A 21,856-nucleotide genomic window follows, 5' to 3' on the forward strand; every position below is an offset into this window, starting at 1 on the left:
CGTCGGGCTGGTCCCCTTCCTCATGTCGGGATGGCGGCAGTCAGGACAGCACGCGCAGCTTGACGGTCGCGTCCATGGCCTGCAGCTCCGCGATGGCGGCGGGCAGGAGCTCTGCACCGACGTCGGTCACCACGTAGCCGAGCTCGCCGCGCGTCGCGAGCATCTGGCCTTCGATGTTCGTCCCGTGCTCGGCGAGGACCGCGTTGACGGCCGCGAGCACGCCTGGCGTGTTGCGGTGCAGGTGGGCGATCCGGCTCACGCCGGTGCTCTGCTCGAGCGCGAGGTTCGGCATGTTGACGCTCAGCGTCGTCGACCCGGTCGCCAGGTAGTCGCGGAGCTTGCCGGCGACGAACTGGCCGATGGACTCCTGCGCCTCTTCGGTCGAGCCGCCGATGTGCGGGGTGAGGATGACGTTCGGCAGGCCTCGCAGCTCCGAGTCGAAGTGGTCGCCGCGCTTCTTGGGCTCCTCGGGGAACACGTCGATGGCCGCCCCCGACAGGTGCCCCGAGAGGATCGCCTCGCGCAGGGCGACGGTGTCGACGACGAAACCGCGCGACAGGTTCAGCAGGATCGAGCCCTGGCGCATGCGTGAGAGCTGCTTCTCGCCGAACAGGCCGGCGTTGCCGCCGCGCCCGTCGACGTGGAGCGTGACGACGTCCGCCGTCTCGAGGAGCTCGTCGAGGCTGTCCATGCGACGCGCGTTGCCCAGTGCGAGCTTCTCGGCCGTGTCGTAGAAGACGACCGACATGCCCAGAGCCTCGGCGACGACCGAGAGCTGCGTGCCGATGTTGCCGTAGCCGATGATGCCCAGCGTGCGACCGCGGACCTCGTGCGCGCCCTCGGCGGACTTGTCCCAGACGCCCTCGTGCAACGCACGGTCGCGCTCGGTGAGACGGCGGGTCAGCGCGATGATCTCGGCGAGCGCGATCTCCACGACCGAGCGCGTGTTGGAGAAAGGCGCGTTGAAGGTCGCGACGCCGTGGGAGGCCGCGGCCTTGAGGTCGATCTGGTTGGTCCCGATGCAGAACGCGCCGATCGCGACCAGGTCCGGGGAGGACTCGATCACACGGGCGGTGACGTTGGTCTTGGACCGGATCCCGAGGATGTTCACGCCCTCGAGGGCTTCGATCAGCTCGGACTCGTCCATGGCCCCGGTGCGCACGGTCACGTCGATACCGGCGGACTCGAGGATCGAGGTGGCGAGAGGGTGCAGGTTTTCAAGGAGGAGGGCACGTAGCACGTGTCTATGGTGCGCCGAGTTGCTGCGAGCACCAAACGAGTCTTGTCCCTCGGACGACGCGATCTCCTCCGGTCAGTCGGCGAGACCCCGGGGGAGCGGGCGGGAGTGCACGACCACGAGCCGCTGGGTCGGGCGGGTCATCGCGACGTAGAGCTCGGACGCGCCGGAGGTCGCCGCGAGGACGTCGGCAGGCTCCAGGAGGACCACCGCGTCGAACTCGAGCCCCTTGGCCTGGGTCGGGCTCATGACCGCCAGGGCCGCGCCCAGCGCGCCCTCGACCGCGGCGGCGGGGCCCGTGAGCAAGGGGTCGAGGGCGTGGGCACGGGTCAGGTGGTCGCGCACGCCCGCGACGCGGTCGGCGGGGGCGACGACCGCGACCCTGCCCGCGCCGTCGGGCCCGACGAACTCCGCGAGGGCCGACCGAACCCGGACGGCCACCTCGGTCAGCGGGTCCTCGCCGTCCGGGACCGGGGCCAGGACGAGCGCTCCCGGCACGTCGCGCGCCGAGGTGAGCGACGACGTCGGGAGGCGGTGGGCCGCGGCGAATCGCTGCGCGGCGTCCGCGATCTGCGTGGGCGTGCGGTAGTTCACGGTGAGCGTCGCGAGGCGCCACGAGGTGCGCAGCAAAGGGTCGAGCATGCTCGCCCACGACCGGGCCCCCGCGAGGGAGGACGTCTGGGCGACGTCGCCGACGATCGTCATGGACCGCGTGGGGCAGCGACGGACCAGGGCCCGCCACGCCATCGCGGACAGCTCCTGCGCCTCGTCGACCACGACGTGCGCGTAGGTCCACGTCCGGTCCTGCGCGGCACGCTCGGCCGTCGTCAGGCGCGAGCCACCCCCGGCGAACCGGTCGGCGAGGATCTCCGCACCCACGATCCCGCCGCCTGCGCCGGACGACTCGAGGACCTGACGCGCGTAGTCCAGGCTGGCCGCCCGTTCCGCGGCCTCGGCCTTGGCCTGGGCGCGGGCGGCCTGGTCGTCCTCGCCCAGGAGCTCGGCGGCCTCGTCCAGGAGCGGGACGTCCGCAGGGGTCCACGGCGAGCCCTTGGGGCGCGCGAGCGCGGCACGGTCGGCGCGTGACATGTCGGGCGCGGCCTCTGCGAGCCGGTGCGGCTTGATGAACAGGTCCTCGATCAGGCGCTCCGGCGTCAGCGGCATCCACGCGAGGTTGAGCGCGATCCGGATCTCCCGCTGGTGGCGCAGGTCGTCGATCACCTCGGCCCGCTCCTCGGGGGCGACCGGCCCGCCGAGCTGCGTCACGTACTGGTCGGCGAGGCGGCCCAGCATCTCGCGCACGAAGGGGACCCGGGCGAGGTTGTGCGGCTTGTGCGTGCGGTGGGCCTTGGCGATCGCCTCGCGCACGTCCGCGCGCCGGATCACGAGGTCGTGCCCGTCGATGCGCAGGTGCTGGTCCTCGGCGGGGACGCGCTGGCGAGCCCGGACGGCCCGCTGGACGATCCGGGCCCAGGACGCGCGGCCCTTGATGCGGGCCACCTCGGGGGCCTCCTCGCCGTCGGCGACGAGGCCCGGGAGGAGCTCGGCGACGGTCGTGCTCACGACGCCCGTCTCGCCGAGCGAGGGCAGGACCTGGTCGATGTAGTGCAGGAAGGACAGGCTCGGCCCGACGAGCAGCACGCCCGAGCGCTCGAGCAGGCGCCGGTGCGCGTACAGCAGGTAGGCGGCGCGGTGCAGCGCCACGGCGGTCTTGCCCGTGCCCGGCCCGCCCTGCACCACGAGCGCCCCGGCGAGCTCGGAGCGGATGATCGCGTCCTGCTCGGCCTGGATCGTCGCGACGATGTCGCCCATGCGGCTCGTGCGACCTGCGGCCATCGCGGCGAGCAGAGCACCTTCGCCCGACAGGGACGACTCGGCGACCGTTCCCGAGGTGAGGTCGAGGACCTCGTCCTCGATGCCCGTGACCGAGCGCCCCTGGGTCACGAGGTGACGGCGGCGTCGGACCCCGTCCGGGTGCGCCGCGGTCGCGCGGTAGAACGACTGCGCGGCCGGAGCACGCCAGTCGGTGAGGATGGACGTGTGCTCCTCGTCGGACAGGCCGATGCGCCCGACGTAGCGGGTCGCACCGTCCTCCAGGTCGAGGCGGCCGAACGCGAGCCGGTCCTCGACCGCCTCGAGCTGGGCCAGCCGGTCCTCGTAGAGGGTCGCGAACGCGTCGCGCTCGCTACGGTTCTGGGGAGACCCGGAGGGCCCGGACCGGCGCACCCCCGCGAGCCGCGAGCGGGTGGAGGCCCGTAGCTCGTCGAGACGCGCGTAGAGCGTGTCGACGACGCTCTGCTCCGTGGTGATCTCGTGCTGGCGGTGCGACGTCGGGACGTCCTCCGGCCGGACCTTCTCGCCGGTGGTCGACGCCCCGCTCGTCCGGTCGCTCGTCTCGCGCACGCTGTTCCGTCCTGTCGTCTGGTCCCTCGCGGTCCGCTCGCGCGCCCCGCGACGCAGCCGTCCATTATTGCCGATCCCGCGCGTACCGGGCGCCACCGGCCCCGTGCGTGGACACGCTCTCCCACGAGCGCACGGGCTGCGCCGTACGGGCCTCACCTCCCAGCGCGAGGCGCCCGCGTCCTCTACGATCGGGAACCATGGCGACTGACCGGAGGCGCGCGTCGTGGTGACTGAGCCCGTGTCGCCCCGTCCGCAGAGCGGGACCCCAGGTGTCCTGTCCCCGGAAGACCTCCTGCGTGTCCTGCTCGTCGAGGACGACGACGGGGACGCGGTCCTCGTGGAGGAGCTCCTCGACGACGCACGGGTCAAGGTCGAGCTGCACCGGGCGAGGACCCTCGACGTCGCCCTCGAGATGCTGCGCCTGCACGACGTGCACTGCGTGCTGCTCGACCTCGGCCTCCCGGACGCGGTGGGACTGACCGCGGTCGAGCGGCTCCAGTCCCGACAGGACCCACCCGCTCTGGTCGTGCTCACCGGGCACACCGGGATCGACCTCGGGGTCCAGGCGGTGGCGGCGGGAGCCGACGACTACCTGGTCAAGGGCGAGGTCGACGGAGACCTCCTGGGCCGCTCGGTCCGCTACTCCGTGCAGCGCCGCCGTTCCAAGGAGCAGCAGCGTGCGCTGTACCGCAGCGAGGTGCGCGCCGCCGAGACCGCCCGGCTCGAGCACGCCCTGCTGCCCAAGCCGCTCGTGACCGACGAGACCATCGCCGTGATGGTGGGCTACATCCCGGGCGGCAACGGGCTGCTGGGTGGGGACTTCTACGACGCCGTCGAGCGGCCCGACGGGAGCGTCCTGTGCCTGATCGGTGACGTGGCAGGGCACGGCCCGGACGAGGCGGCGCTCGGCGCGACCCTGCGCACCGCGTGGCGCACCCTCGTCCTCTCTGACGTCGCGCCCCCCGAGATCCTGCCCCTCGTCGAACGTGTCCTGGTCCCGGAGCGTGCCCGGCCCGAGGTGTTCGTGACCCTGTGCCAGGTCGTCATTTCGCCGGACCGTGCAAGCGTCGACCTCTACCTCGCGGGCCACATGCCCCCGCTGCTCCTGCAGGGCTCGTGCACCGAGCTCCCGACGACCTCGCGAGGCCGGGCGCTGGGCATCCCCGTCACGGGTGGGTGGCGCCCAGAGCGCGTGCCGCTCGACGCGCCCTGGGCGCTCATGCTCTACACCGACGGGCTGATCGAGGCGACGCTCGCCGAGGGCCCCCAGGCCGACGCACCGCCTGCCGACGCACCGCCTGCCGGCGGGACGCCCGGTCGGCGCGAACGGCTCGGGGTCCAGGGGCTGGTCGCGGCCGTCGACACCGAGCTCGCGCACGGCGGGGAAGGGCTCGTCGAGAGGCTCTTCCGTCGGGTGCGCACCCTGCACGGCGGTCCCCTCGCGGACGACGCGGCGGTGCTCGTGATCGGGTGGGGCGGCCCCGACCAGGACGCCCGGGGCGAACGGACCGCGACGCTCGCCGACTCGGACGGGTGGTCGCAGTGACGGGACCGTCCCCGGACGGCACGCCGCCCGCGGGCACGGACGGTGCGCCGCCCTCGACCCCGGACGACGAGCCGCTGGACGGCGAGGTCCCCGACGCGCCACCGCCGGGCCCGTCGCTGCGGCGTCGGCTCGGCGGTCTGCTGGTCCTCGCGGCGGCGATCCTCCTCGTGGTGGTCTGCGTCTCGGTGGTCGCGCTCGTCAACGTGGTGCGCTACCAGGACGAGGTCACCAACCCGTACTTCACGGCCGTCACGCAGGCCGACAGCGCCTACGTGACCCTGGTCGACGCCGAGTCCTCGGTGCGCGGCTACCTGGCCACCGGGAGCGCCCTGAACCTCGAGGCCTTCGACCGGTCGTTGGCGAAGGAAGGGGGCAGCGCGATCCACGACGACGCCACGGCCGAGCGCATCACCAGGTCGTCCCCCGTCGCCACGGCGCTCGACGACGCGACCCGGGCCGTCCACGCGTGGTCGGTCGAGTTCGCACAGCCCGCTGTCGAGAAGGTGCGCCAGGACGGCCCGGACGCCGTGACCACGGACGACCGTCTCGAGGGCGCCCGGCTCTTCGCGGAGGCCCGGACCGCGACGGGCGACTACATCGCCGTGCTCCGCGAGGTCCGGGAGGAGAAGGTCCGCTCGCTCGAGGTGTGGACGCAGGTGCTGTTCGGCTCGGTCGTCGTCCTCGTCGTGGCGGCGGTCCTCGTCGGGGGCTTCCTCTGGAGCGTGCTCAAGCGCTGGATCACCGACCCGGTGACGACGCTCGCCCATCAGGTCCGGGTCGTCAGCGACGGGAACCTGCGCCAGCCGGTCGCCGTCCAGGCGCCGGGGGAGATCGGGGCGCTCGCGGTCGACGTGGAGCACATGCGCAGGGAGCTCGTGAGCCAGGTCGCGGAGATCCGCACGTCGCACGCGGAGGTCGAGCACTCGCACGAGCTCCTCGCGGCCCAGGCCCAGGAGCTCGCCCGCTCGAACCGCGACCTGGAGCAGTTCGCCTACGTCGCGTCCCACGACCTGCAGGAGCCGCTGCGCAAGGTCGCGTCGTTCACCCAGCTCCTGCAGAAGCGGTACGGCGGCCAGCTCGACGACCGGGCCGACCAGTACATCGAGTTCGCCGTGGACGGGGCGAAGCGGATGCAGCGCCTCATCCAGGACCTGCTGGGCTTCTCGCGGGTCGGTCGCACGGGCGCCGCGAGAGGCCCGGTGGACCTCGAGAAGGCCTTCGGGGTGGTGCTCTCCGACCTCGAGGAGAAGATCACGACCACGGGCACGACCGTGACGCACGACCCCTTGCCCACGGTGCGCGGGGAGAAGGGGCTGCTCGAACAGCTCTTCGTCAACCTCGTCGGGAACGCCATCAAGTTCCGGGACCCCGAGCGACCGCCGGTGGTGCACGTCGCGGTCCGCGCGCTCGACAGCGCCTGGGAGTTCGCCGTCGCCGACAACGGGATCGGGATCGACGCCCAGTACGCGGAGCGGGTCTTCGTCATCTTCCAGCGGCTGCACCCCAAGGACGTCTACGAGGGCACCGGGATCGGGCTCGCTCTGTGCAAGCGGATCGTCGAGTACCACGGGGGCAGGATCTGGATCGAACCGACCGTCGGCGGCGGCACGACCGTCCGGTTCACGATCGCGCACCAGTACGACCCGGTCGGGAGCACGCCGTCGCCGTCGGCCCGGTGAGGAGCCCCGCGAGCCTTGGTCGGGCCCTCACGGCGCGCGCAGCCGCGCCCGTCCGGTCGGCGTCGACTAGGCTCGCGGCGTGGTTCCGACCGGAGCCCGACGACGAGGAACGGCGTGGTGGACGAGATGAGCAACGGGCACAAGGTGATCGACGTCCTGCTGGTCGAGGACGACCCCGGTGACGTGCTCATGACGCGTGAGGCCTTCGAGGACCACAAGGTCACCAACCGCCTCTCGGTGGTCAGCGACGGCGTCAGCGCGATGGCCTTCCTGCGCAAGGAGGGCGAGTACGCCGACGCCCCGACGCCCGACCTCATCCTGCTCGACCTGAACCTGCCCCGCATGGACGGGCGCGAGGTGCTCGGCGAGCTCAAGTCCGACCCGGCCCTGCGCCAGATCCCCGTGGTCGTCCTGACGACGTCGGAGGCCGAGGAGGACGTCGTGCGGTCGTACTCCTTGCACGCGAACGCCTACGTGACCAAGCCGGTCGACTTCGACCGGTTCATCGACGTCGTGCGCCAGATCGACGACTTCTTCGTCACCGTGGTCCGCCTGCCCGCCCGCTGAGATCCTCGCGCGGCGGCGTGGCCGGGTGCCTCGCACGCTGCGCAGCCGGGACTGCGCGCGCCTGCGCGGCTGACACGTGCGCGCTCGTGCGGCCGGGACGCCCCGGCCCTCTGCGCGGGAAGCATCGGGCGGCCCTCGGTGTTGTCGTGATCGAACCGCCCGAGAACCGTGCCGGCACCGCCCGGCCGCCGACCTGGGCGGGCGAGGACGACGACGGAGGAGCATCTGGTGTTGGACCCACGAGAGATCTACGAGGTGGACGAGGCCGCTGTGGCGCGCGTCCTGCCCGCGGCGACGGGGACGCAGGGAGAGGCTGCCGTCCGCGCGACGGGCCCGGTCATGCTGCACTCGGTGCGCGGGTTCGTGGACGCGGGGACGGCCGGCGAGCTCGCGGTCGAGCACCTGCTCGAGGAGTTCGAGGTCACGCGACTGGTCACGTTCGACGTGGACCAGCTCCTGGACTACCGCTCGAAGCGAGTGACGATGGTGTTCGACGCGGACCGGTGGGCGTCGTACGACGAGCCGTTCCTCGCGATCGACCACGTGCGCGACGCCGAGGGCACGGGTTTCCTTCTCCTGCACGGCATGGAGCCGGACCTGCAGTGGGAGCGCGTGGTCGCCGCGCTGCGCGAGCTCGTGCGCCGCTTCGACGTGTCGCTCGTCGTGGGCTTCCACGGCATCCCCATGGGCATCCCGCACACGCGCCCGCTGTCGGTGACGGCGCACGCGACCCGGCGCGAGCTGATCGAGGACCACACGTCGTGGTTCGGCACCGTCAAGGTCCCCGGCTCGCTGGCCTCGTTGCTCGAGCTGCGCCTGGGGGAGTCGGGGCACGACGCGATGGGTTTCACGGTCCACGTGCCGCACTACCTGGCGCAGTCGCCGTTCCCGCCCGCCGCCGTGGTGGCGCTCGAGAACGTCCAGCGCTCGACGGGTCTGGACCTGCGGGTCGCGGCGCTCACGGCGGGGGCCCAGGAGGCCGTGGCGGAGGTCGAGCGTCAGATGGCCGAGTCGGAGGAGGTCACCGCGGTCGTGCGTGCGCTCGAGGAGCAGTACGACGCGTTCGCCCGTTCGGTGGGCCGTACGAGCCTGCTCGCGGAGTCGGCCCCTATTCCGACTGCTGACGAGCTCGGGGCCGAGTTCGAACGCTTCCTTGCCCAGCAGACGGGGGAGTGAGGGCCGCTCGCGGAGGTTCTGCGGAGGTTGTGCGGACGAATCACGGTATTTCCTCGGCGCCTGACGTGGCGAACTTCACCTTCACCGTGCAAAACTAAGTCTCGTTGCAGTGACGTGCTCGAGACATGCCTTCGCGTGAACCGGTATCGGCGCAGCAGGATCCCGGTCCGCCGGGGTCGTGCCAGTCCAACCGGCGGTCGCCACGACCGGACCTCGCGGAGCGCGTCGCGGGTCCGCGTGGCTGCGGCTCGATGAACGGGCGAAGGGTCCGTTCGCGGATGTCCCCGCATGGACAGAAGGTACGAGGAACAGCATGGCGCAGGGTTCTGTGAAGTGGTTCAACGCTGAGAAGGGCTACGGGTTCATCGCCCAGGACGGCGGCGGCGCCGACGTCTTCGTCCACTACTCCGCGATCGAGGCCCAGGGCTACCGGTCGCTCGAAGAAGCTCAGCGGGTCGAGTTCGAGATCACCCAGGGGCCCAAGGGCCCGCAGGCGGAGAACGTCCGCCCGCTCTGATCTCCCTGATCGTGTGCCGACTCTCGCGGGTCGGTGACGGAGGCCGCACCCCGGCGTGGGGTGCGGCCTCCGTGCTGTGTCAGTCCTTCCCCGGCCCGACGGCGTCGCGCTCGTCCTCCGGCCGCGCACCCGGGCGCGTGGCGTCGTCGGGCGACGACGAGGCGGGACCGGCGGGCGGGACGGGCCCCGGGGGGTCCTCGAGCGGCGCCGCGGTGCCGGCGAACCGGCGCACGTCCTCGCCCGTCAGCAGCGTGGCCGGTACGGGCAGGCTCCGCAGCGCGCGTGCGAGCGTCGCGTCGTGCAGGTCGAGCCCGGCCGGGGCGGAGCCCTCGGACGGACCGGTCGAGGCGGCGGCCGCGCCACGGACCGCGACCAGGACCAGGTTCCCGTAGCGGCGGCCCTTGAGCTGTCCGGGCTCGGCGATGAGTCCCACGTCGCCCCAGACGCCCCGGTCGGTGGCGCCGTCGGTGACGAGGGCCGAGACCGCCGTCGCCACCTCGGCCCGGACGAGCGCGAGCGGCGGGCGGTCGGCGCAGTTCGCGAGGTAGACGCCGCCGGGACGCAGGACGCGCAGGACCTCGCGCACGAAGCCGGTCGTCGTGACGTGCTCCGGGGTCGTGTCACCCGCGAAGACGTCGCGCACGACGACGTCGGCGCTCGCGTCGGGCAGGGTCGCGAGCTCCGTGCGAGCGTCGCCGGCGCGCAGCCTGAGGCGCGGCGCGCGGGGGAGGGCGAACCACTCGCGCACGTGCGTGACGAGGTCGGCGTCGAGGTCGACCGCGACCTGCCGGGAGTCCGGCCGCTCGTGCTCGACGTACCGGGCGAACGTGCACCCGGCGGCGCCCAGGTGCACGACCCGCAGCGGCCCGGAGGGGAGTGCGGCGAGGACCGCCGCCATCTGCTGCATGTACTCGAACGTGAGCAGGCCCGGGTCGGCGAGGTCCAGGTGCGAGCTGGGCACCCCGTTGACGAGGAGGGTGACGCCCGTGCTGCCGTCCGGGTCCGGCACCAGCCGGGCGGTGCCCGTCGAGGTGCGGACCTCCTCGGTGGGCAGGTCGCGGGTGCTCTCGGCACCTTGGTGCCGGGCGCCCGCGCGGCCGCGCCGTGACGACGGGCCGGTCTCTGTGGGTGGCGAGGTGGATGCTGAGGTACGGCGGGACGAGCGCCCGGTGGTCTTGCGGCCCATGGGGTCAACCGTAGGCGGTCCGAGACCGTGAGGCGGCGCCGCGTCGTCGGGGGCCCGCCGGACGGTCGCCCGGAGGATTGACAGGATCGAACAGGTGTTCGATAGTTGGCATGGAGGTGTTCCGATGACCACGCAGCACAGCGCGCTCCCTGGAGCAGGATTCGTGGCTCCCGAGGTCGTGCGCCTCCTGGCCCGTGCCGACGCCGAGCTCGTCGCCGCCGGGCTCACGGCGGACCCGGCCGAGCGCTTCGTCCACTCGCACCTGGGTGCGCTGCGTTCCGCGGCCGCGGTCGTCGCGCTCCGCGGCAGGCCGTCCCCCCGGTCGCGCGCCCGGTCCGTCTGGGACATGCTCGCGCTCGTCGAGCCGGGGCTGTCCGCCTGGTCGGTCTACTTCGCGGGCGGGGCGCGGATCCGGGCGGCCGTCGACGCCGGTCGCTTCGATGCGGTCGAGGCCCGGCAGGCCGACGAGATCATGGCCTGCGCCGAGGACTTCCGCGACGAGGTCGCCATGCTGGTCGACCCGGGGGTCGGTTTCGTGCGCCACCCTTCGCTGCGGGTCGCGGCCTCATGAGCACCGTCCGGCGGAGCGCGCGGTGAGCCGCGGCCCGCGGGCCGCCCTGGCCCGCCGCGACTGGGGTGACGACGAGTCGGGCTGCTCGATCATGCACGTGGACATGGACGCCTTCTTCGCGTCGGTCGAGCTGACGCGCCGGCCGGAGCTCGTGGGGCGCCCCGTGATCGTCGGCGGTGCCGAGCGCAGCGTCGTCCTCGCCGCGACGTACGAGGCCCGCGCCTTCGGCGTCCACTCGGCCATGCCCATGGCGCTCGCTCGCCGGCTGTGCCCCCAGGCCGTCGTGCTGCCGCCCGATCACCGTGCGTACCAGGACGCCTCGCGGGCGGTCATGGAGATCGTCCGCGAAATCACGGCGCTGGTCGAGCAGATCAGCATCGACGAGGCGTTCCTGGACGTGAGCGGTGCTCGTCGCCGGCTCGGCGCGCCCACCCTCATCGCCCGGGACCTGCGGGCGAGGGTCCGGGCGGAGGTCGGCATCACCTGCTCGGTGGGGATCGCCGCGACCAAGTTCGTCGCCAAGCTCGCGTCGACGCACGCCAAGCCCGACGGCGTCCTCCTGGTCCCGGCCGCCTCGACCGTCCCGTTCCTGCGCACGTTGCCGGCCGGCGCGCTGTGGGGGGTCGGGGAGCGGACCGAGAAGACGCTCGCGGGGTGGGGGATCACGACCGTCGCGGAGCTCGCCGACACGGACGTCGCGACACTGCAGGCCGCGGTCGGCAAGGCTGCCGGGGCGCACCTGCACGACCTCGCCTGGGGTCGGGACCCCCGTCCCGTCGAACCGGGGCGTGCCGAGCAGAGCATCGGTGCGGAGACGACCTTCGCGCAGGACCTCTACGACTTCGTGATCATCGGATCGGCCCTGTTGGGGCTCGCGGACCGCTGCGCCACGCGTCTGCGCAGCCAGGGGTTCGTGGCGCGGACCGTCTCGGTCAAGGTCCGGACGTCGGACTTCCGGACGCTGACGCGTTCGCGGACGCTCTCCTCGCCCACCGACGTCGCGCAGGAGATCCACTCGGTGGCGCTCGAGCTCGCCCGAGGGGTCGACCGGCGTGGCCTGCCCGTCCGGCTCGTGGGCGTGCGTGCGGAGAATCTCGAACGTCGAGGCGCCTCGGTCGAGCAGCCGACCCTCGAGGAGTCGGTGCAGGAGGCCCCCGGTGCGCAGCGTGAGGCCGAGAGGGCGCTCGACCGGATCCGCGACCGTTTTGGGGTGAATTCGATCGGGCCGGCGTCCACCCGCAGGCGCTCGACTACCACGCGGGCAGATGTCGAACTATCCTGAGGGGGACACATATCAACCGCTGAGAACCGGGGGTGCCCATGCCTCTGTCAGAGTACGAGCAGCGCGTACTGGAACAGATGGAAAGAGCGCTGACCTCGGATGATCCGCGGTTGGCGACGACGCTTCAGTCGAGCCCCCGCAAGTCGGGCCTGCGCTACGTAGCCGCAGGTATCGGCGTGGTCGGGGGACTGCTGCTCCTGGTCTTCGGTGCGGCGTCGGCCTCACCCGTGCTGGGAGTGGTCGGATTCGTGGTGATGTTCGCAGGAGTGGCGTTCGCCTTCTCCGCGCCTCGCAAGTCGACGACCGGACCGGTCGGGGTCGTGGACGAGCACGGCAAGGTCACTCCCCCCAAGTCCTCCGCGAAGAGCGGCAAGAGCGGGGCGCCCCGTCAGGGCTTCCTCAACCGACTGGAAGAGCGTTGGGACCGTCGACGCGAGCAGGGCGGTCGCTGAGCTCGTCCCGGACTCCCGCGACCACCTTGTCCCGCAGAGCGGCGAGGTCGCCCGGCGGCGGAGGTGACCAGGTGCGCGCGTAGCGCTCCAGCTCCACCTCTGTGGCCAGGGCGACGAGGGCGTCGGTCGTCGCGTCCGGCAGGTGTCGGCCTGTCCTCTCCGCCACCTGAGCCGCCACGACGGCAGGAACCTGGCGAAGCGTCACGGAGCCGTGCCAGCTGATGCCCAGGTCGTCGAGCTGCCGGACGAGGTCCGTCCACGTCGACTCGACGTCGGGCTCCGCCGAAGCCCCGCCGCGGCGTCGCGCCACGAGCCACCCCAGCCCCGACAGCACGAGGACGGCCACGAGGGCGATCAGGCCCATGCTCCAGCCACGTCCAGAGGACGCCTCGTCGCCGAGCGAACCGGAACCGACCCCCGGGGCCGGGGCCGTGGACTGGACCGCTCCCGGAGTCGCGTTCGGTCCGGCCTGGCTCGTCGCCGCGTCACCCGGCACCGGGGTCGAGTCGTCGCTCGCGGGCCCGAGCAACGGGTCTGCCCACGCGGGCACCGGCCCGGCCTGTACCGCGGGCGTCGGCTCGAACCGGACCCACCCCTGACCGGGGAAGTACAGCTCCGGCCACGCGTGCGAGTCCTTGCCGGTCACCTGGAAGACGTTGTCGCTCGCCCGTTCGCCGGGCAGGAAGCCCACGGCCAGGCGGGCCGGGATCCCGACGGTTCGGGCCATCATCGTCATGGACGTGGCGAACTGGACGCAGTACCCCTCCCGGTCCTGGAGGAAGTTCCAGACCGTGTCGTCGGTCGCGCCCTCGGGGACCTCGGTGGAGTAGGTGAAGTTGCTCCCGTCACGGAAGTAGGACTGCAGGGCGACCGCAGCGTCGTAGCGGGTCGTCGTGCCCGCCACGATCTCCTCGGCGAGGGCGCGGACGTCGTCCCGGTGCGCGCTCTCGGGCACCTCGACGACGTTCGGGTCGTCGAGGTCGTCACCGGTGCTCGCGCGCAGGGCGTCGGCGGTCAGGTCGCGGGCGAAGACCTCGAACGAGTAGGTCATGCCCGGTGTCGTCGCTGAGTTGCCGGTCACCTCGTCGCGCGAGTCGTCGTAGAACCACTCGCCGTCGACGTCGACGGACCGGGGCTCGGTCGGAAGGACGAGCTTCTCGTCGCGCAGGGTCCGGAGCGTGACGGCGACCGTCCTGGGTTCGGCCGGCCCGGCCCCGGGGTCGTCGGGCCACAGGACCTGCCCGGCGTCGACCGGGGGCCCTTGACGCGAGTCACCGCGTCGCCAGCTCTTCCCGTCGAAGCCGGTGAGCGTGAACATGCGCAGGGGGCCGATGCCGGTGCTCGCGCCTCCCTGGTCGATCTCCTGCGGGAACTCGTACGTCAGCGCGACCTCCTGGGAGCGGGCGCCGAGGTTCTCCTCCATGTCGAGGTCGCTGGCCAGGCGCACGGTCGGGCCGGCGCTCGTGAAGAAGGACGACCACGGCGAGCTCAGGACCTGGGGGATCGCACCGGCCGCGGTACCCGCGACCAGGGCCAGCACGGCGATCGCAGCAGTGGCACCCAGGATCCCGCCCGCGCGCAAGGTCCGCGCGGCGGGCCCGACGGGTGCGGGCACGGCGCCTCGGCGACGGGCCACACGATGCGGGTTGTCGACCGCGACCAGCAGGAGGAGCGCGACGACCGTCACGACGAAGACCGGCGGCGGGATCGAGCCCTCGATGACCAGCGGAGGGATCCACAGGGCCAGGAGCGGCAGCGCCGCCGCGGACGGGAAGCGGAGGCCGGCCACGACGAGGTCGGTGGCGAGGAGGACGAGGATCGTCCCGGCCACCGCGATCAGGGCGAGCGGGAACGAGGAGTCGATCGGGGCGACCTCCTCGGCGACCAGCCGCTGCCCTGCACCGAGGCGTGCGAGCAGCCGGTCGATGCTCGCGCCGCTGATCGCCAGGTCGATGCCGCGCGAGGTGGGTCCGCCGAACACGGCCAGGAGCCCCCAGGCGCCGACGACCAGGCCAACGAGCGTCGGGACGACGCCGCGGAACCCGATGTCGTGGCGTCCGGGCCGGGCTTCGCGGCCACGCTCCAGCAGGAGCCGGGTGCCCCCGGTCACGAGGGTGAGCGCCAGCACGAACGCCGTGCCCGTCCGGGTCCACTGCCCTGGTCCGATGAGCACGGTGAGCGCTCGGAACGAGGCGAGCGTGGCGACGGCGACGAGGACGGAGGTGGCGACGATCCGCAGGACGACCTCGCGCGAGAGCGCGCTCGTCGCCGGGGTGGGCGTGGCGGTCACCGGTGCTCCTCCATGAGTCTGTTCCATGCTGCGCTGACCGTGGTCGCGCGCGGGTCGACGGAGACGGCGAGCCAGCCGATCGCGCGCAGCATGGAGAGCGTGTCCTGGACGGCGCTGCCCAGGCCGTCCCCGTCCGGCGCGACGACGAACGCCCAGTGGTTGCCGTCGCCCGCCAGCGGAGCGACGGACGGCCCGGAGATCGCCCCGAGGGGGCCCAGCACGGCGACCGTGAGCTCGCCGGGGCGACGGGAGGCCCGCAGGGCGTCGGCGGTCGCGGCGAGTGCGCGCTCGGCGTCGCGCGGGTTGGCGTGACCACCGAGGTCGATCGCGTCGTCGAGGATCTGGGCCGCACCGTCGCTCGTGCGTCCGGTGGAGTAGGGGTAGGCGTCGAGTGTCGGGGCTGCCGACGACGCGACGAGGCGGACCGGGTGGCCAGCCCCCAGCAGCGTGACGGCGACGGACGCCGCGGCCTCGACCGCCCACTCACCGTCCTGGGCCGCCGCCGAGGACCGGTCCGTGTCGGGCGGCGGGAGGACACCTCGGTCGAGGAGCACCGTGACCGACGCCATGCCCGCGTTCTCGTCGGTCCTCACCATGAGCTGCCCGCGCCGGGCGGCCGTGGCCCAGTGGACGCGACGCGGGTCGTCGCCCGCGACGTACTCCCGCAGGACGCTGTCGTCGCTCGACGAGGTCCGTGCGCCGTTCCTGGACCGGGCGAGGTCGCCGAAGGCTCGTGATCCGCGGACCGCCAGCTCGGTCGTGCGAGGGCGGACCGAGACGGTGCTCGCCTCTCCGAGGGACTGTCCTGCGCGGACGAGGCCGAAGAGGTCCACCCTGCTGGTGAGCACCGGGCCGAGCGGCCAGCGGCCCCGGTGCTCGGGACGGATCCGGTAGCGGACGGCGATCCGGTCGGGATGGGAGACGACCTGTGCGCGCAGGGCGTCGTGCTCGCAGAGCTCGGCAGCGGCCTGCTCGCTGATCCGCAGCCGGGCGAGCCGGCCGAGGGACGTCGCGTTCGGCGAGACGGGGGAGACGAGGAGCCGGGTCGTGACCTGGGTGCCGCGGACCGCGGGATCCGGTTCGATCCGGCGAGAGACGCGCAGGGCACCCCGGCCGCGATCGATCCGGCGCAGCACCATCCACGCCCACGCCGTCGCGACGACGAGCAGACCCGCGGCGCCGAGCCCGACGATGTCGGTCAGGCCGAGCGCCGTGCCCGTGCCGACGAGCACGAGGCTCGCCGCGAGGACGGCGGTCCCTCGGGCGGTGGGCCGGACCTGCGCCGTCCGTCCCCGGCGCGGTGGCGGACGCCGTGAGCCGGACACGTCAGCGACGTTCCGTCGTCGAGTGGGCGGGGATCGGGGTCGCCTCGACGATCCCGCGGACCACCTGCTCGGTCGTGCGTCCCGCGAGCCTGGACTCGGTCGACAGGATCAGCCGGTGCGCGAGCACGGGCTGCGCCAGCAGCTGGACGTCGTCGGGCAGGACGTGGTCGCGGCCCGCCATCGCCGCGACCGACTTCGCGGCCCGCAGCAGCTGGAGCGAGGTGCGGGGCGACGCCCCGAGCTTGAGGCCCGGGTGCTCCCTGGTCTGGGTCACCAGCTCCAGCACGTAGCGCTTGACGGCGAGCGAGGCGTAGACCGACCGCACGACCTGGGCGAAGCGCAGGATCGTCGAGCCGTCGACGACCGGTTCGATGTGCTCGAGGGGGGTGTCGGACTCCTGGCGGTCGAGCATCTCGAGCTCGGCGTCCAGGTCCGGGTAGCCGACGGTGAGCCGGGCCATGAAGCGGTCGCGCTGCGCCTCTGGGAGGGGGTACGTGCCCTCCATCTCGACCGGGTTCTGCGTGGCGACGACGAGGAACGGGCGAGGGAGCCGGTGGGTGGTCCCGTCCACCGTCGTCTGACCTTCCTCCATGCACTCGAGCAGTGCGGACTGCGTCTTGGGCGATGCCCGGTTGATCTCGTCCCCGATGACGATGTTGGAGAACACCGGACCCCGGCGGAACTCGAAGTCGTGGGTCTCCGTGCGGAAGATGTTGACCCCGGTGAGGTCGCTGGGGAGCAGGTCCGGGGTGAACTGGATGCGCCCGACCTGGCAGTCGATGGTCCTTGCGAGGGCCTTGGCGAGGGTCGTCTTGCCGACACCGGGCACGTCCTCGAGGAGGAGGTGTCCCTCGGCGAGGAGGACGGCCACGGTGAGGTGGACGAGCTCGGGTCGCCCGGAGATCACCGACTCGATCCGGGTCCGGATCCGCCCGGTCGCCTCGACGAGCTCCCCGAGAGGATCGATCCCGTCGCGCCGTGGCGCGGTGGAGTAGTCGGTGAGCACGAGAACCTCCGTTGGTCACGCCTGACGTCTGGAAGGTCGAGCCTAGTTGACCAACCTCCCCACTTCCCCCCACGTCCGGATCCCGGGACCGGTGCCGGGGGTGCGCAGCAGGGGGACGAGCCGGGCGTACTGCGCGAAGCCCCCGTGCGGTCGCGGCGCGCGGCGCGGCGCGCTCCACGTCGATCCATGTGTCCTGACCTGCGGAGATTCTGCGAAGAGGGGTGAAATGGGCGCCATATCTCGGGCTCGGTGGAGGCTTGTGGAGTACTGTGGAGGACGAGGGAGCGGGAGGGGAGGTGGAGTCTGGTGAACGAGTCGTTCGGCGGTTCTCCGAGCCTGCTCCTCGGGACGTACACCCCTCGGCTCGACGACAAGGGGCGGCTCATCCTGCCTGCGAAGTTCCGTGGTCAGCTCGCCTCCGGGCTGGTCATGACCAGGGGGCAGGAGCGGTGCTTGTTCCTCCTGCCGATGGACGAGTTCCGTCGGATGTACGACCAGATCCGCCAGGCCCCCGTCACCAGCAAGCAGGCGCGGGACTACCTCCGTGTGTTCCTCTCGGGGGCCAGCGACGAGATCCCGGACAAGCAGGGCAGGATCTCGATCCCTGCCGCGCTGCGGACGTACGCAGGGCTCGACCGCGACGTCGCCGTGATCGGCGCCGGCACCCGGGTCGAGATCTGGGACGCCACGGCCTGGGAGGCGTACCTCGCCGACCAGGAGGCCGAGTACGCGGCCACGGCCGAGGAGGTGCTTCCAGCGTTGCGCTTCTGAGCCCAGGGCCCCGGGTCCGCCCGGCACGAGACACCGAGCACGGACAGCACGAGCAGCAGGTGAACAGGCTCCGCACGATGAGGCCTCCTCCCGCCCGGTCTGGCGCACTTCCCCGGCGCCAGAAAGGACGCGGAGGGAGACCTGATCGGGCGGGACCGCGAGACAGCAGGACGGCGTTCCCCGGCAGCACCGCAAGGACAGCAGCGACACACGGCTGGCAGACCGCACGACAGACAGGCACCGCACCACATGCTCCACCCCTCATCGACCCGACGAGGACCCATCAGGAAGGAGGCGTCATGACCACACCTCGCAGCACGTCAGGATCAGGAGCGGAGGACCGCCACGTCCCGGTCCTCCTGCAACGGTGCGTGGACCTCCTCGCCCCCGCCCTCGCCGAGCCCGGCTCGGTGCTCGTCGACTGCACCCTCGGGATGGGCGGCCACACCGAGGCGGTGCTCGAGCAGGTGCCCACCGCGCGCGTGGTGGGGATCGACCGAGACCCGCAGGCCATCGCGCTCGCCTCCGAGCGGCTCGCCCGGTTCGGTGAGCGGTTCCAGGCCGTGCACGCCGTGTACGACGAGATCGGGGAGGTTCTCGCGAACCTGGGTCTTCCTGCCGTCCAGGGTGTCCTGATGGACCTCGGCGTCTCGTCGCTGCAGATCGACGAGTCCGAGCGCGGGTTCTCCTACGCCCAGGACGCGCCGCTCGACATGCGCATGGACACGACGACGGGCCTGACCGCTGCGGACGTCCTCAACACCTATGACGAGCGCGACCTGACCAGGATCCTGCGGGAGTACGGGGAGGAGCGCTTCGCACAGCGCATCGCGCGGGCCGTGGTGCGTCGTCGTGAGGTCGAGCCCTGGACCCGCAGCGCCGCGCTCGTGGACCTCGTGCGGGCCAACATCCCGGCCGCCACGCGCAAGACCGGGGGCAACCCTGCCAAGCGCACCTTCCAGGCGCTGCGGATCGAGGTCAACGGCGAGCTCGAGGTGCTCGGGCGTGCGGTCCCGGCGGCCGTCGACGCCCTCGCGGTCGGCGGCCGGATCGTCGTCGAGTCCTACCAGTCGCTCGAGGACCGGATCGTCAAGCGGGAGCTCGCTCGCGGTGCGACGTCGAGCGCGCCCGCCGGGCTGCCCGTCGAGCCCGAGACCCACAAGCCCTATCTCAAGCTGCTCGTCCGCGGTGCCGAGGAGGCACCACCGGAGGAGCTCGAGCGCAACCCGCGCTCGGCCTCGGTACGACTGCGCGCCGCCGAGAGGCTGCGCCCCACACCTGACCACCTACGCCACCGCCCGCGAGGGGAGAACAAGCCATGAGCCCACGACAGGCCACCGCTCGGCCTCTGACGTCGACCAGCCCTGCCCCTGCCCGCAGGCCGTCGCTCACCGCCCTGCCCGGGGGGGCCGCGGGACGGTCCCACCGCCCTCGGCTCGAAGCCGTCCGCGCCCCGTTGCAGGTGCGCTCGCGGGTTCCCTTCCTGGTCCTGTGCATGTCGATCCTCGGAGCTGCGCTCCTGGGTGCGCTGCTGCTCAACACGACGATGGCCAAGGGGTCCTACCAGCTCTCTGACCTGCGGACCAGGGCGGGCGTGCTCGAGCAGGACACGCAGTCGTTGCACTCGCAGCTGCAGGCCGCGGCGACGTCGCTCCCCGGCCGGGCCGCCGCGCTGGGCATGGTCGAGTCCGATGCGCCGACGATGCTGCGCCTGTCCGACGGCGCGATCGTGGGAGCGCCGGAGGCAGGGAGCACCCCGTGACCGGTGGGGCGGACCGGCCGGGGCGCGGCGAGCAGTCGCGTCAGGTCGGTTCGTCCCGCACGAGCGCGTCGACCCGGTCGTCGGGCGCGGCGACGGGCCGAGGCGGCACCCCGCGACCGTCGACGTCGGGCGAGGCGCCGCGCAAGCCCGGCCGGGCCGTGCGGAAGTCGTCGCCCGTGCGCGGTGCGACCGGCGCGCAGGGATCGGCCGTGGGGCTCAGCGGTTCGGGACGTGGTACGGGTCTCGGTCGACCCGCCGTCGCGGCCGTGCCCGCCCCGGGCCGTCCGGAGCACCGCCAACGCTGGATCATGGGTATCGCGCTGGCCGTCCTGCTGGTCTTCACGGTCCGCCTGGTGTACGTCCAGGTCGTGATCGGTCCGAGCCTCGCCCAGGCCGCGGAGAACCAGCGCACGCAGTCGCACGTGACGATGGCGCACCGGGGGGACATCACGGACGCCGACGGCGTGGTGCTGGCCACGTCGATCGACCGGTACACGGTCTCTGCGGACCAGAAGACGATCCCGGACTTCGAGCCCTCGGCACGGCACACGGTGGACGGGAAGCAGGTCGAGGGCAAGGGAGCGGTCGCGCTCGCCAGGCTGCTCGCTCCCATCCTCGACCGCTCGGCGCCGGAGCTCGCGGCCCAGCTCAGCGGGACGAACGGCCGGGTCAACCGCAACGTGGTCCTCAAGAAGGACGTGGTCCCGGAGGTCCAGCGCCAGATCGTCGAGCTCGGCGTCTCGGCCTACATCAGCACGAAGCTCACCACGGAGCGCACCTATCCGGCGGGTACCACGGCGGGGAACATCGTCGGGTACGTCGGTGCCAAGCCGTCGGAGGACGGCGCGACCGAGCAGGTCGTGGGGCTCGGGGGGATCGAGGCGACCTACGACGACCTCCTCACGGGGACGCCGGGCACCGAGCTCTTCCAGCGGGCGGGCGGCGCGGGCGGCGTGCGCATCCCGGGCAGCACCCGGGAGAGCGTCGAGGCCGTGCCAGGAGACTCGGTGGCCCTGACCCTCGTCCGCGACATCGGGTGGAAGGCGCAGGACTCGATCGACAAGGCGGTCGCCGAGACGGGGGCCGACTACGGGATCGCGGTGGTCCAGGACGTCAGGACCCAGGAGGTCCTCGCCCTGGCCGACTCGGGGGCGATCGACCCGAACGACCGGTCCAGCTCACGCGTCGCCGACGGCAGCCGTGCGGTCAAGGACGTCTTCGCCCCGGGGTCGACGGGCAAGGTCGTCACGATGGCGGCCGTGATCGAGGAGGGGCTCGCGACCCCCGCGAGCCAGTACGAGGTCGGGTACACCTACACGACGGCGAACGGCGAGACCTTCAAGGACTCGCACCAGCACGGCGTCGAGAGGCTGACGCTCGCGGGGATCCTGGCGCAGTCGTCGAACACGGGGACCGTGATGGTCGGCCAGGACCTGCCCAAGTCGGTCCGCGAGGACTATCTGAGGGAGTTCGGGTTCGGGTCGAAGACCGGTCTCGGGCTCCCGGGCGAGTCCGCGGGGCTGCTGGCGCCGGCCGAGAAGTGGGACGGGCGCACCGAGTACGCGGTCCTGTTCGGTCAGGGCCTGGCGGTCAACGCGGTCCAGGCCACGAGCGTCTTCTCGACGATCGCGAACGGCGGCACGCGCGTGGCCCCGACCCTCCTCAAGGGCACGACCGGTCCGGACGGGGTCTTCACCCCGGCCCCACCCCGAGAGACGACCCAGGTCGTCTCGGAGTCGACCGCGGACCAGGTCCTGCACATGATGGAGGCCGTGGTCCAGGACGGCTCGGGTGCTGCGGCGGCGATCGACGGCTACCGGGTCGCGGGCAAGACGGGCACGGCGGAGGAGGTCGGTGCGGACGGCCGCCTCACGGACATCATGGCGTCGTTCATCGGCGTGGCCCCGGCGGACGACCCGCAGTACACGGTCGCGGTCTTCCTCAAGAACCCCCGCACGACGATCTACGGTGGGCTCGTCGCGGCCCCGGTGTTCAAGGACGTGATGGGCTTCACGCTCCAGCACATGAACGTCCCGCCGAGCTCGAAGGTCGAGGAGCCCTACGCGACCGAGTGGTGAGCGCGGCC

General features: G+C 72.6%; 18 protein-coding genes. 12 read left to right on the forward strand and 6 right to left on the reverse strand.

All coding sequences use genetic code 11. The features are described 5' to 3' along the window. Nucleotides 1-40: 40 nt before the first annotated feature. Together serA and ACFRCR_RS03365 are read right to left on the reverse strand one after the other, a co-directional pair. Nucleotides 41-1,240 (reverse strand): phosphoglycerate dehydrogenase, encoded by a 1,200-nt coding sequence (gene serA, locus ACFRCR_RS03360; protein ID WP_377675558.1) that lies wholly within the window; start codon nt 1,238-1,240, stop codon nt 41-43. 72 nt (nt 1,241-1,312) lie between these two features. Continuing rightward, nucleotides 1,313-3,547, reverse strand: a complete 2,235-nt coding sequence (locus tag ACFRCR_RS03365; protein WP_377675580.1) for a HelD family protein — start codon at nt 3,545-3,547, stop codon at nt 1,313-1,315. Nucleotides 3,548-3,863: 316 nt separating this feature from the next. Between ACFRCR_RS03365 and ACFRCR_RS03370 the strand changes: the two genes are divergently transcribed. The 5 genes from ACFRCR_RS03370 to ACFRCR_RS03390 all read left to right on the forward strand — a co-directional run bounded on the left by ACFRCR_RS03370 (nt 3,864) and on the right by ACFRCR_RS03390 (nt 9,125). Next, nucleotides 3,864-5,186 carry a PP2C family protein-serine/threonine phosphatase gene (locus ACFRCR_RS03370; protein ID WP_377675559.1) on the forward strand — a complete coding sequence of 441 codons (1,323 nt, stop codon included), beginning with the start codon at nt 3,864-3,866 and terminating at the stop codon, nt 5,184-5,186. Then, nucleotides 5,183-6,865, forward strand: coding sequence for an ATP-binding protein (locus ACFRCR_RS03375; RefSeq protein ID WP_377675560.1), 1,683 nt, complete (start codon nt 5,183-5,185; stop codon nt 6,863-6,865). The genes ACFRCR_RS03370 and ACFRCR_RS03375 overlap by 4 nt, the downstream gene beginning before the upstream one ends. Nucleotides 6,866-6,991: 126 nt before the next feature. After that, nucleotides 6,992-7,432, forward strand: a complete 441-nt coding sequence (locus tag ACFRCR_RS03380) for a response regulator (protein WP_030150524.1) — start codon at nt 6,992-6,994, stop codon at nt 7,430-7,432. A gap of 228 nt (nt 7,433-7,660) precedes the next feature. After that, nucleotides 7,661-8,608: a proteasome assembly chaperone family protein gene (locus ACFRCR_RS03385; RefSeq protein ID WP_138824739.1), complete on the forward strand. Its 948-nt coding sequence runs from the start codon at nt 7,661-7,663 to the stop codon at nt 8,606-8,608. A gap of 313 nt (nt 8,609-8,921) precedes the next feature. Beyond that, nucleotides 8,922-9,125: a cold-shock protein gene (locus ACFRCR_RS03390; protein ID WP_030150522.1), complete on the forward strand. Its 204-nt coding sequence runs from the start codon at nt 8,922-8,924 to the stop codon at nt 9,123-9,125. A 79-nt stretch (nt 9,126-9,204) separates the two neighbouring features. Here the strand turns inward: ACFRCR_RS03390 and ACFRCR_RS03395 are convergent, their stop codons facing one another. After that, nucleotides 9,205-10,311 carry a spermidine synthase gene (locus ACFRCR_RS03395; protein ID WP_377675561.1) on the reverse strand — a complete coding sequence of 369 codons (1,107 nt, stop codon included), beginning with the start codon at nt 10,309-10,311 and terminating at the stop codon, nt 9,205-9,207. Nucleotides 10,312-10,435: 124 nt separating this feature from the next. On the opposite strand from ACFRCR_RS03395, the gene ACFRCR_RS03400 reads away from it, so the two are divergent. The 3 genes from ACFRCR_RS03400 to ACFRCR_RS03410 are packed head-to-tail and all read left to right on the forward strand — an operon-like array spanning nt 10,436 to nt 12,616. Continuing rightward, the gene (locus ACFRCR_RS03400) at nt 10,436-10,882 is read left to right on the forward strand and encodes an SAV_6107 family HEPN domain-containing protein (protein ID WP_191795655.1); all 447 of its coding nucleotides are present in this window, start codon (nt 10,436-10,438) and stop codon (nt 10,880-10,882) included. 22 nt (nt 10,883-10,904) lie between these two features. After that, a complete protein-coding gene (dinB, locus tag ACFRCR_RS03405; RefSeq protein ID WP_377675562.1) occupies nt 10,905-12,164 on the forward strand; it encodes a DNA polymerase IV in 1,260 nt (419 codons plus the stop codon). Nucleotides 12,165-12,202: 38 nt separating this feature from the next. Further along, on the forward strand, nt 12,203-12,616 hold the full coding sequence (locus ACFRCR_RS03410; RefSeq protein ID WP_377675563.1) for a DUF3040 domain-containing protein: 414 nt from the start codon (nt 12,203-12,205) through the stop codon (nt 12,614-12,616). On the opposite strand, the gene ACFRCR_RS03415 is transcribed toward ACFRCR_RS03410, so the two are convergent. From ACFRCR_RS03415 to ACFRCR_RS03425, 3 genes are read right to left on the reverse strand one after another with little or no spacing between them, the layout of a single operon-like run. After that, on the reverse strand, nt 12,564-14,906 hold the full coding sequence (locus ACFRCR_RS03415) for a transglutaminaseTgpA domain-containing protein (protein ID WP_377675564.1): 2,343 nt from the start codon (nt 14,904-14,906) through the stop codon (nt 12,564-12,566). The two genes, ACFRCR_RS03410 and ACFRCR_RS03415, sit on opposite strands and share 53 nt — an antisense overlap. Further along, nucleotides 14,903-16,231, reverse strand: coding sequence for a DUF58 domain-containing protein (locus ACFRCR_RS03420; RefSeq protein WP_377675565.1), 1,329 nt, complete (start codon nt 16,229-16,231; stop codon nt 14,903-14,905). The genes ACFRCR_RS03415 and ACFRCR_RS03420 overlap by 4 nt, the downstream gene beginning before the upstream one ends. A gap of 1 nt (nt 16,232) precedes the next feature. Further along, a complete protein-coding gene (locus ACFRCR_RS03425) occupies nt 16,233-17,237 on the reverse strand; it encodes an AAA family ATPase (RefSeq protein ID WP_377675566.1) in 1,005 nt (334 codons plus the stop codon). Nucleotides 17,238-17,573: 336 nt separating this feature from the next. Between ACFRCR_RS03425 and mraZ the strand changes: the two genes are divergently transcribed. From mraZ to ACFRCR_RS03445, 4 genes are all read left to right on the forward strand, one after another. Continuing rightward, nucleotides 17,574-18,008 carry a division/cell wall cluster transcriptional repressor MraZ gene (gene mraZ, locus ACFRCR_RS03430; protein ID WP_377675582.1) on the forward strand — a complete coding sequence of 145 codons (435 nt, stop codon included), beginning with the start codon at nt 17,574-17,576 and terminating at the stop codon, nt 18,006-18,008. 299 nt (nt 18,009-18,307) lie between these two features. Continuing rightward, nucleotides 18,308-19,330 carry a 16S rRNA (cytosine(1402)-N(4))-methyltransferase RsmH gene (rsmH, locus tag ACFRCR_RS03435; RefSeq protein ID WP_377675567.1) on the forward strand — a complete coding sequence of 341 codons (1,023 nt, stop codon included), beginning with the start codon at nt 18,308-18,310 and terminating at the stop codon, nt 19,328-19,330. Nucleotides 19,331-19,503: 173 nt separating this feature from the next. Beyond that, on the forward strand, nt 19,504-19,770 hold the full coding sequence (locus tag ACFRCR_RS03440; RefSeq protein WP_225227870.1) for a hypothetical protein: 267 nt from the start codon (nt 19,504-19,506) through the stop codon (nt 19,768-19,770). Continuing rightward, a complete protein-coding gene (locus ACFRCR_RS03445) occupies nt 19,767-21,848 on the forward strand; it encodes a peptidoglycan D,D-transpeptidase FtsI family protein (RefSeq protein ID WP_377675568.1) in 2,082 nt (693 codons plus the stop codon). The genes ACFRCR_RS03440 and ACFRCR_RS03445 overlap by 4 nt, the downstream gene beginning before the upstream one ends. Nucleotides 21,849-21,856: the final 8 nt, after the last annotated feature.

Origin of the sequence: Oerskovia sp. NPDC056781 (assembly GCF_042789955.1) — a bacterium.
Classification (GTDB): Bacteria; Actinomycetota; Actinomycetes; order Actinomycetales; family Cellulomonadaceae; genus Oerskovia; species Oerskovia rustica.

What these genes read in the sequence shown, in the direction of transcription:
- ACFRCR_RS03440 (WP_225227870.1), top strand. Translation starts at nt 19,504, where the DNA reads ATGTCGATCCTCGGAGCTGCGCTCCTGGGTGCGCTGCTGCTCAACACG.
- ACFRCR_RS03395 (WP_377675561.1), bottom strand. Translation starts at nt 10,311, where the DNA reads ATGGGCCGCAAGACCACCGGGCGCTCGTCCCGCCGTACCTCAGCATCC.
- ACFRCR_RS03400 (WP_191795655.1), top strand. Translation starts at nt 10,436, where the DNA reads ATGACCACGCAGCACAGCGCGCTCCCTGGAGCAGGATTCGTGGCTCCC.
- rsmH (WP_377675567.1), top strand. Translation starts at nt 18,308, where the DNA reads ATGACCACACCTCGCAGCACGTCAGGATCAGGAGCGGAGGACCGCCAC.
- ACFRCR_RS03410 (WP_377675563.1), top strand. Translation starts at nt 12,203, where the DNA reads ATGCCTCTGTCAGAGTACGAGCAGCGCGTACTGGAACAGATGGAAAGA.
- ACFRCR_RS03380 (WP_030150524.1), top strand. Translation starts at nt 6,992, where the DNA reads ATGAGCAACGGGCACAAGGTGATCGACGTCCTGCTGGTCGAGGACGAC.
- ACFRCR_RS03390 (WP_030150522.1), top strand. Translation starts at nt 8,922, where the DNA reads ATGGCGCAGGGTTCTGTGAAGTGGTTCAACGCTGAGAAGGGCTACGGG.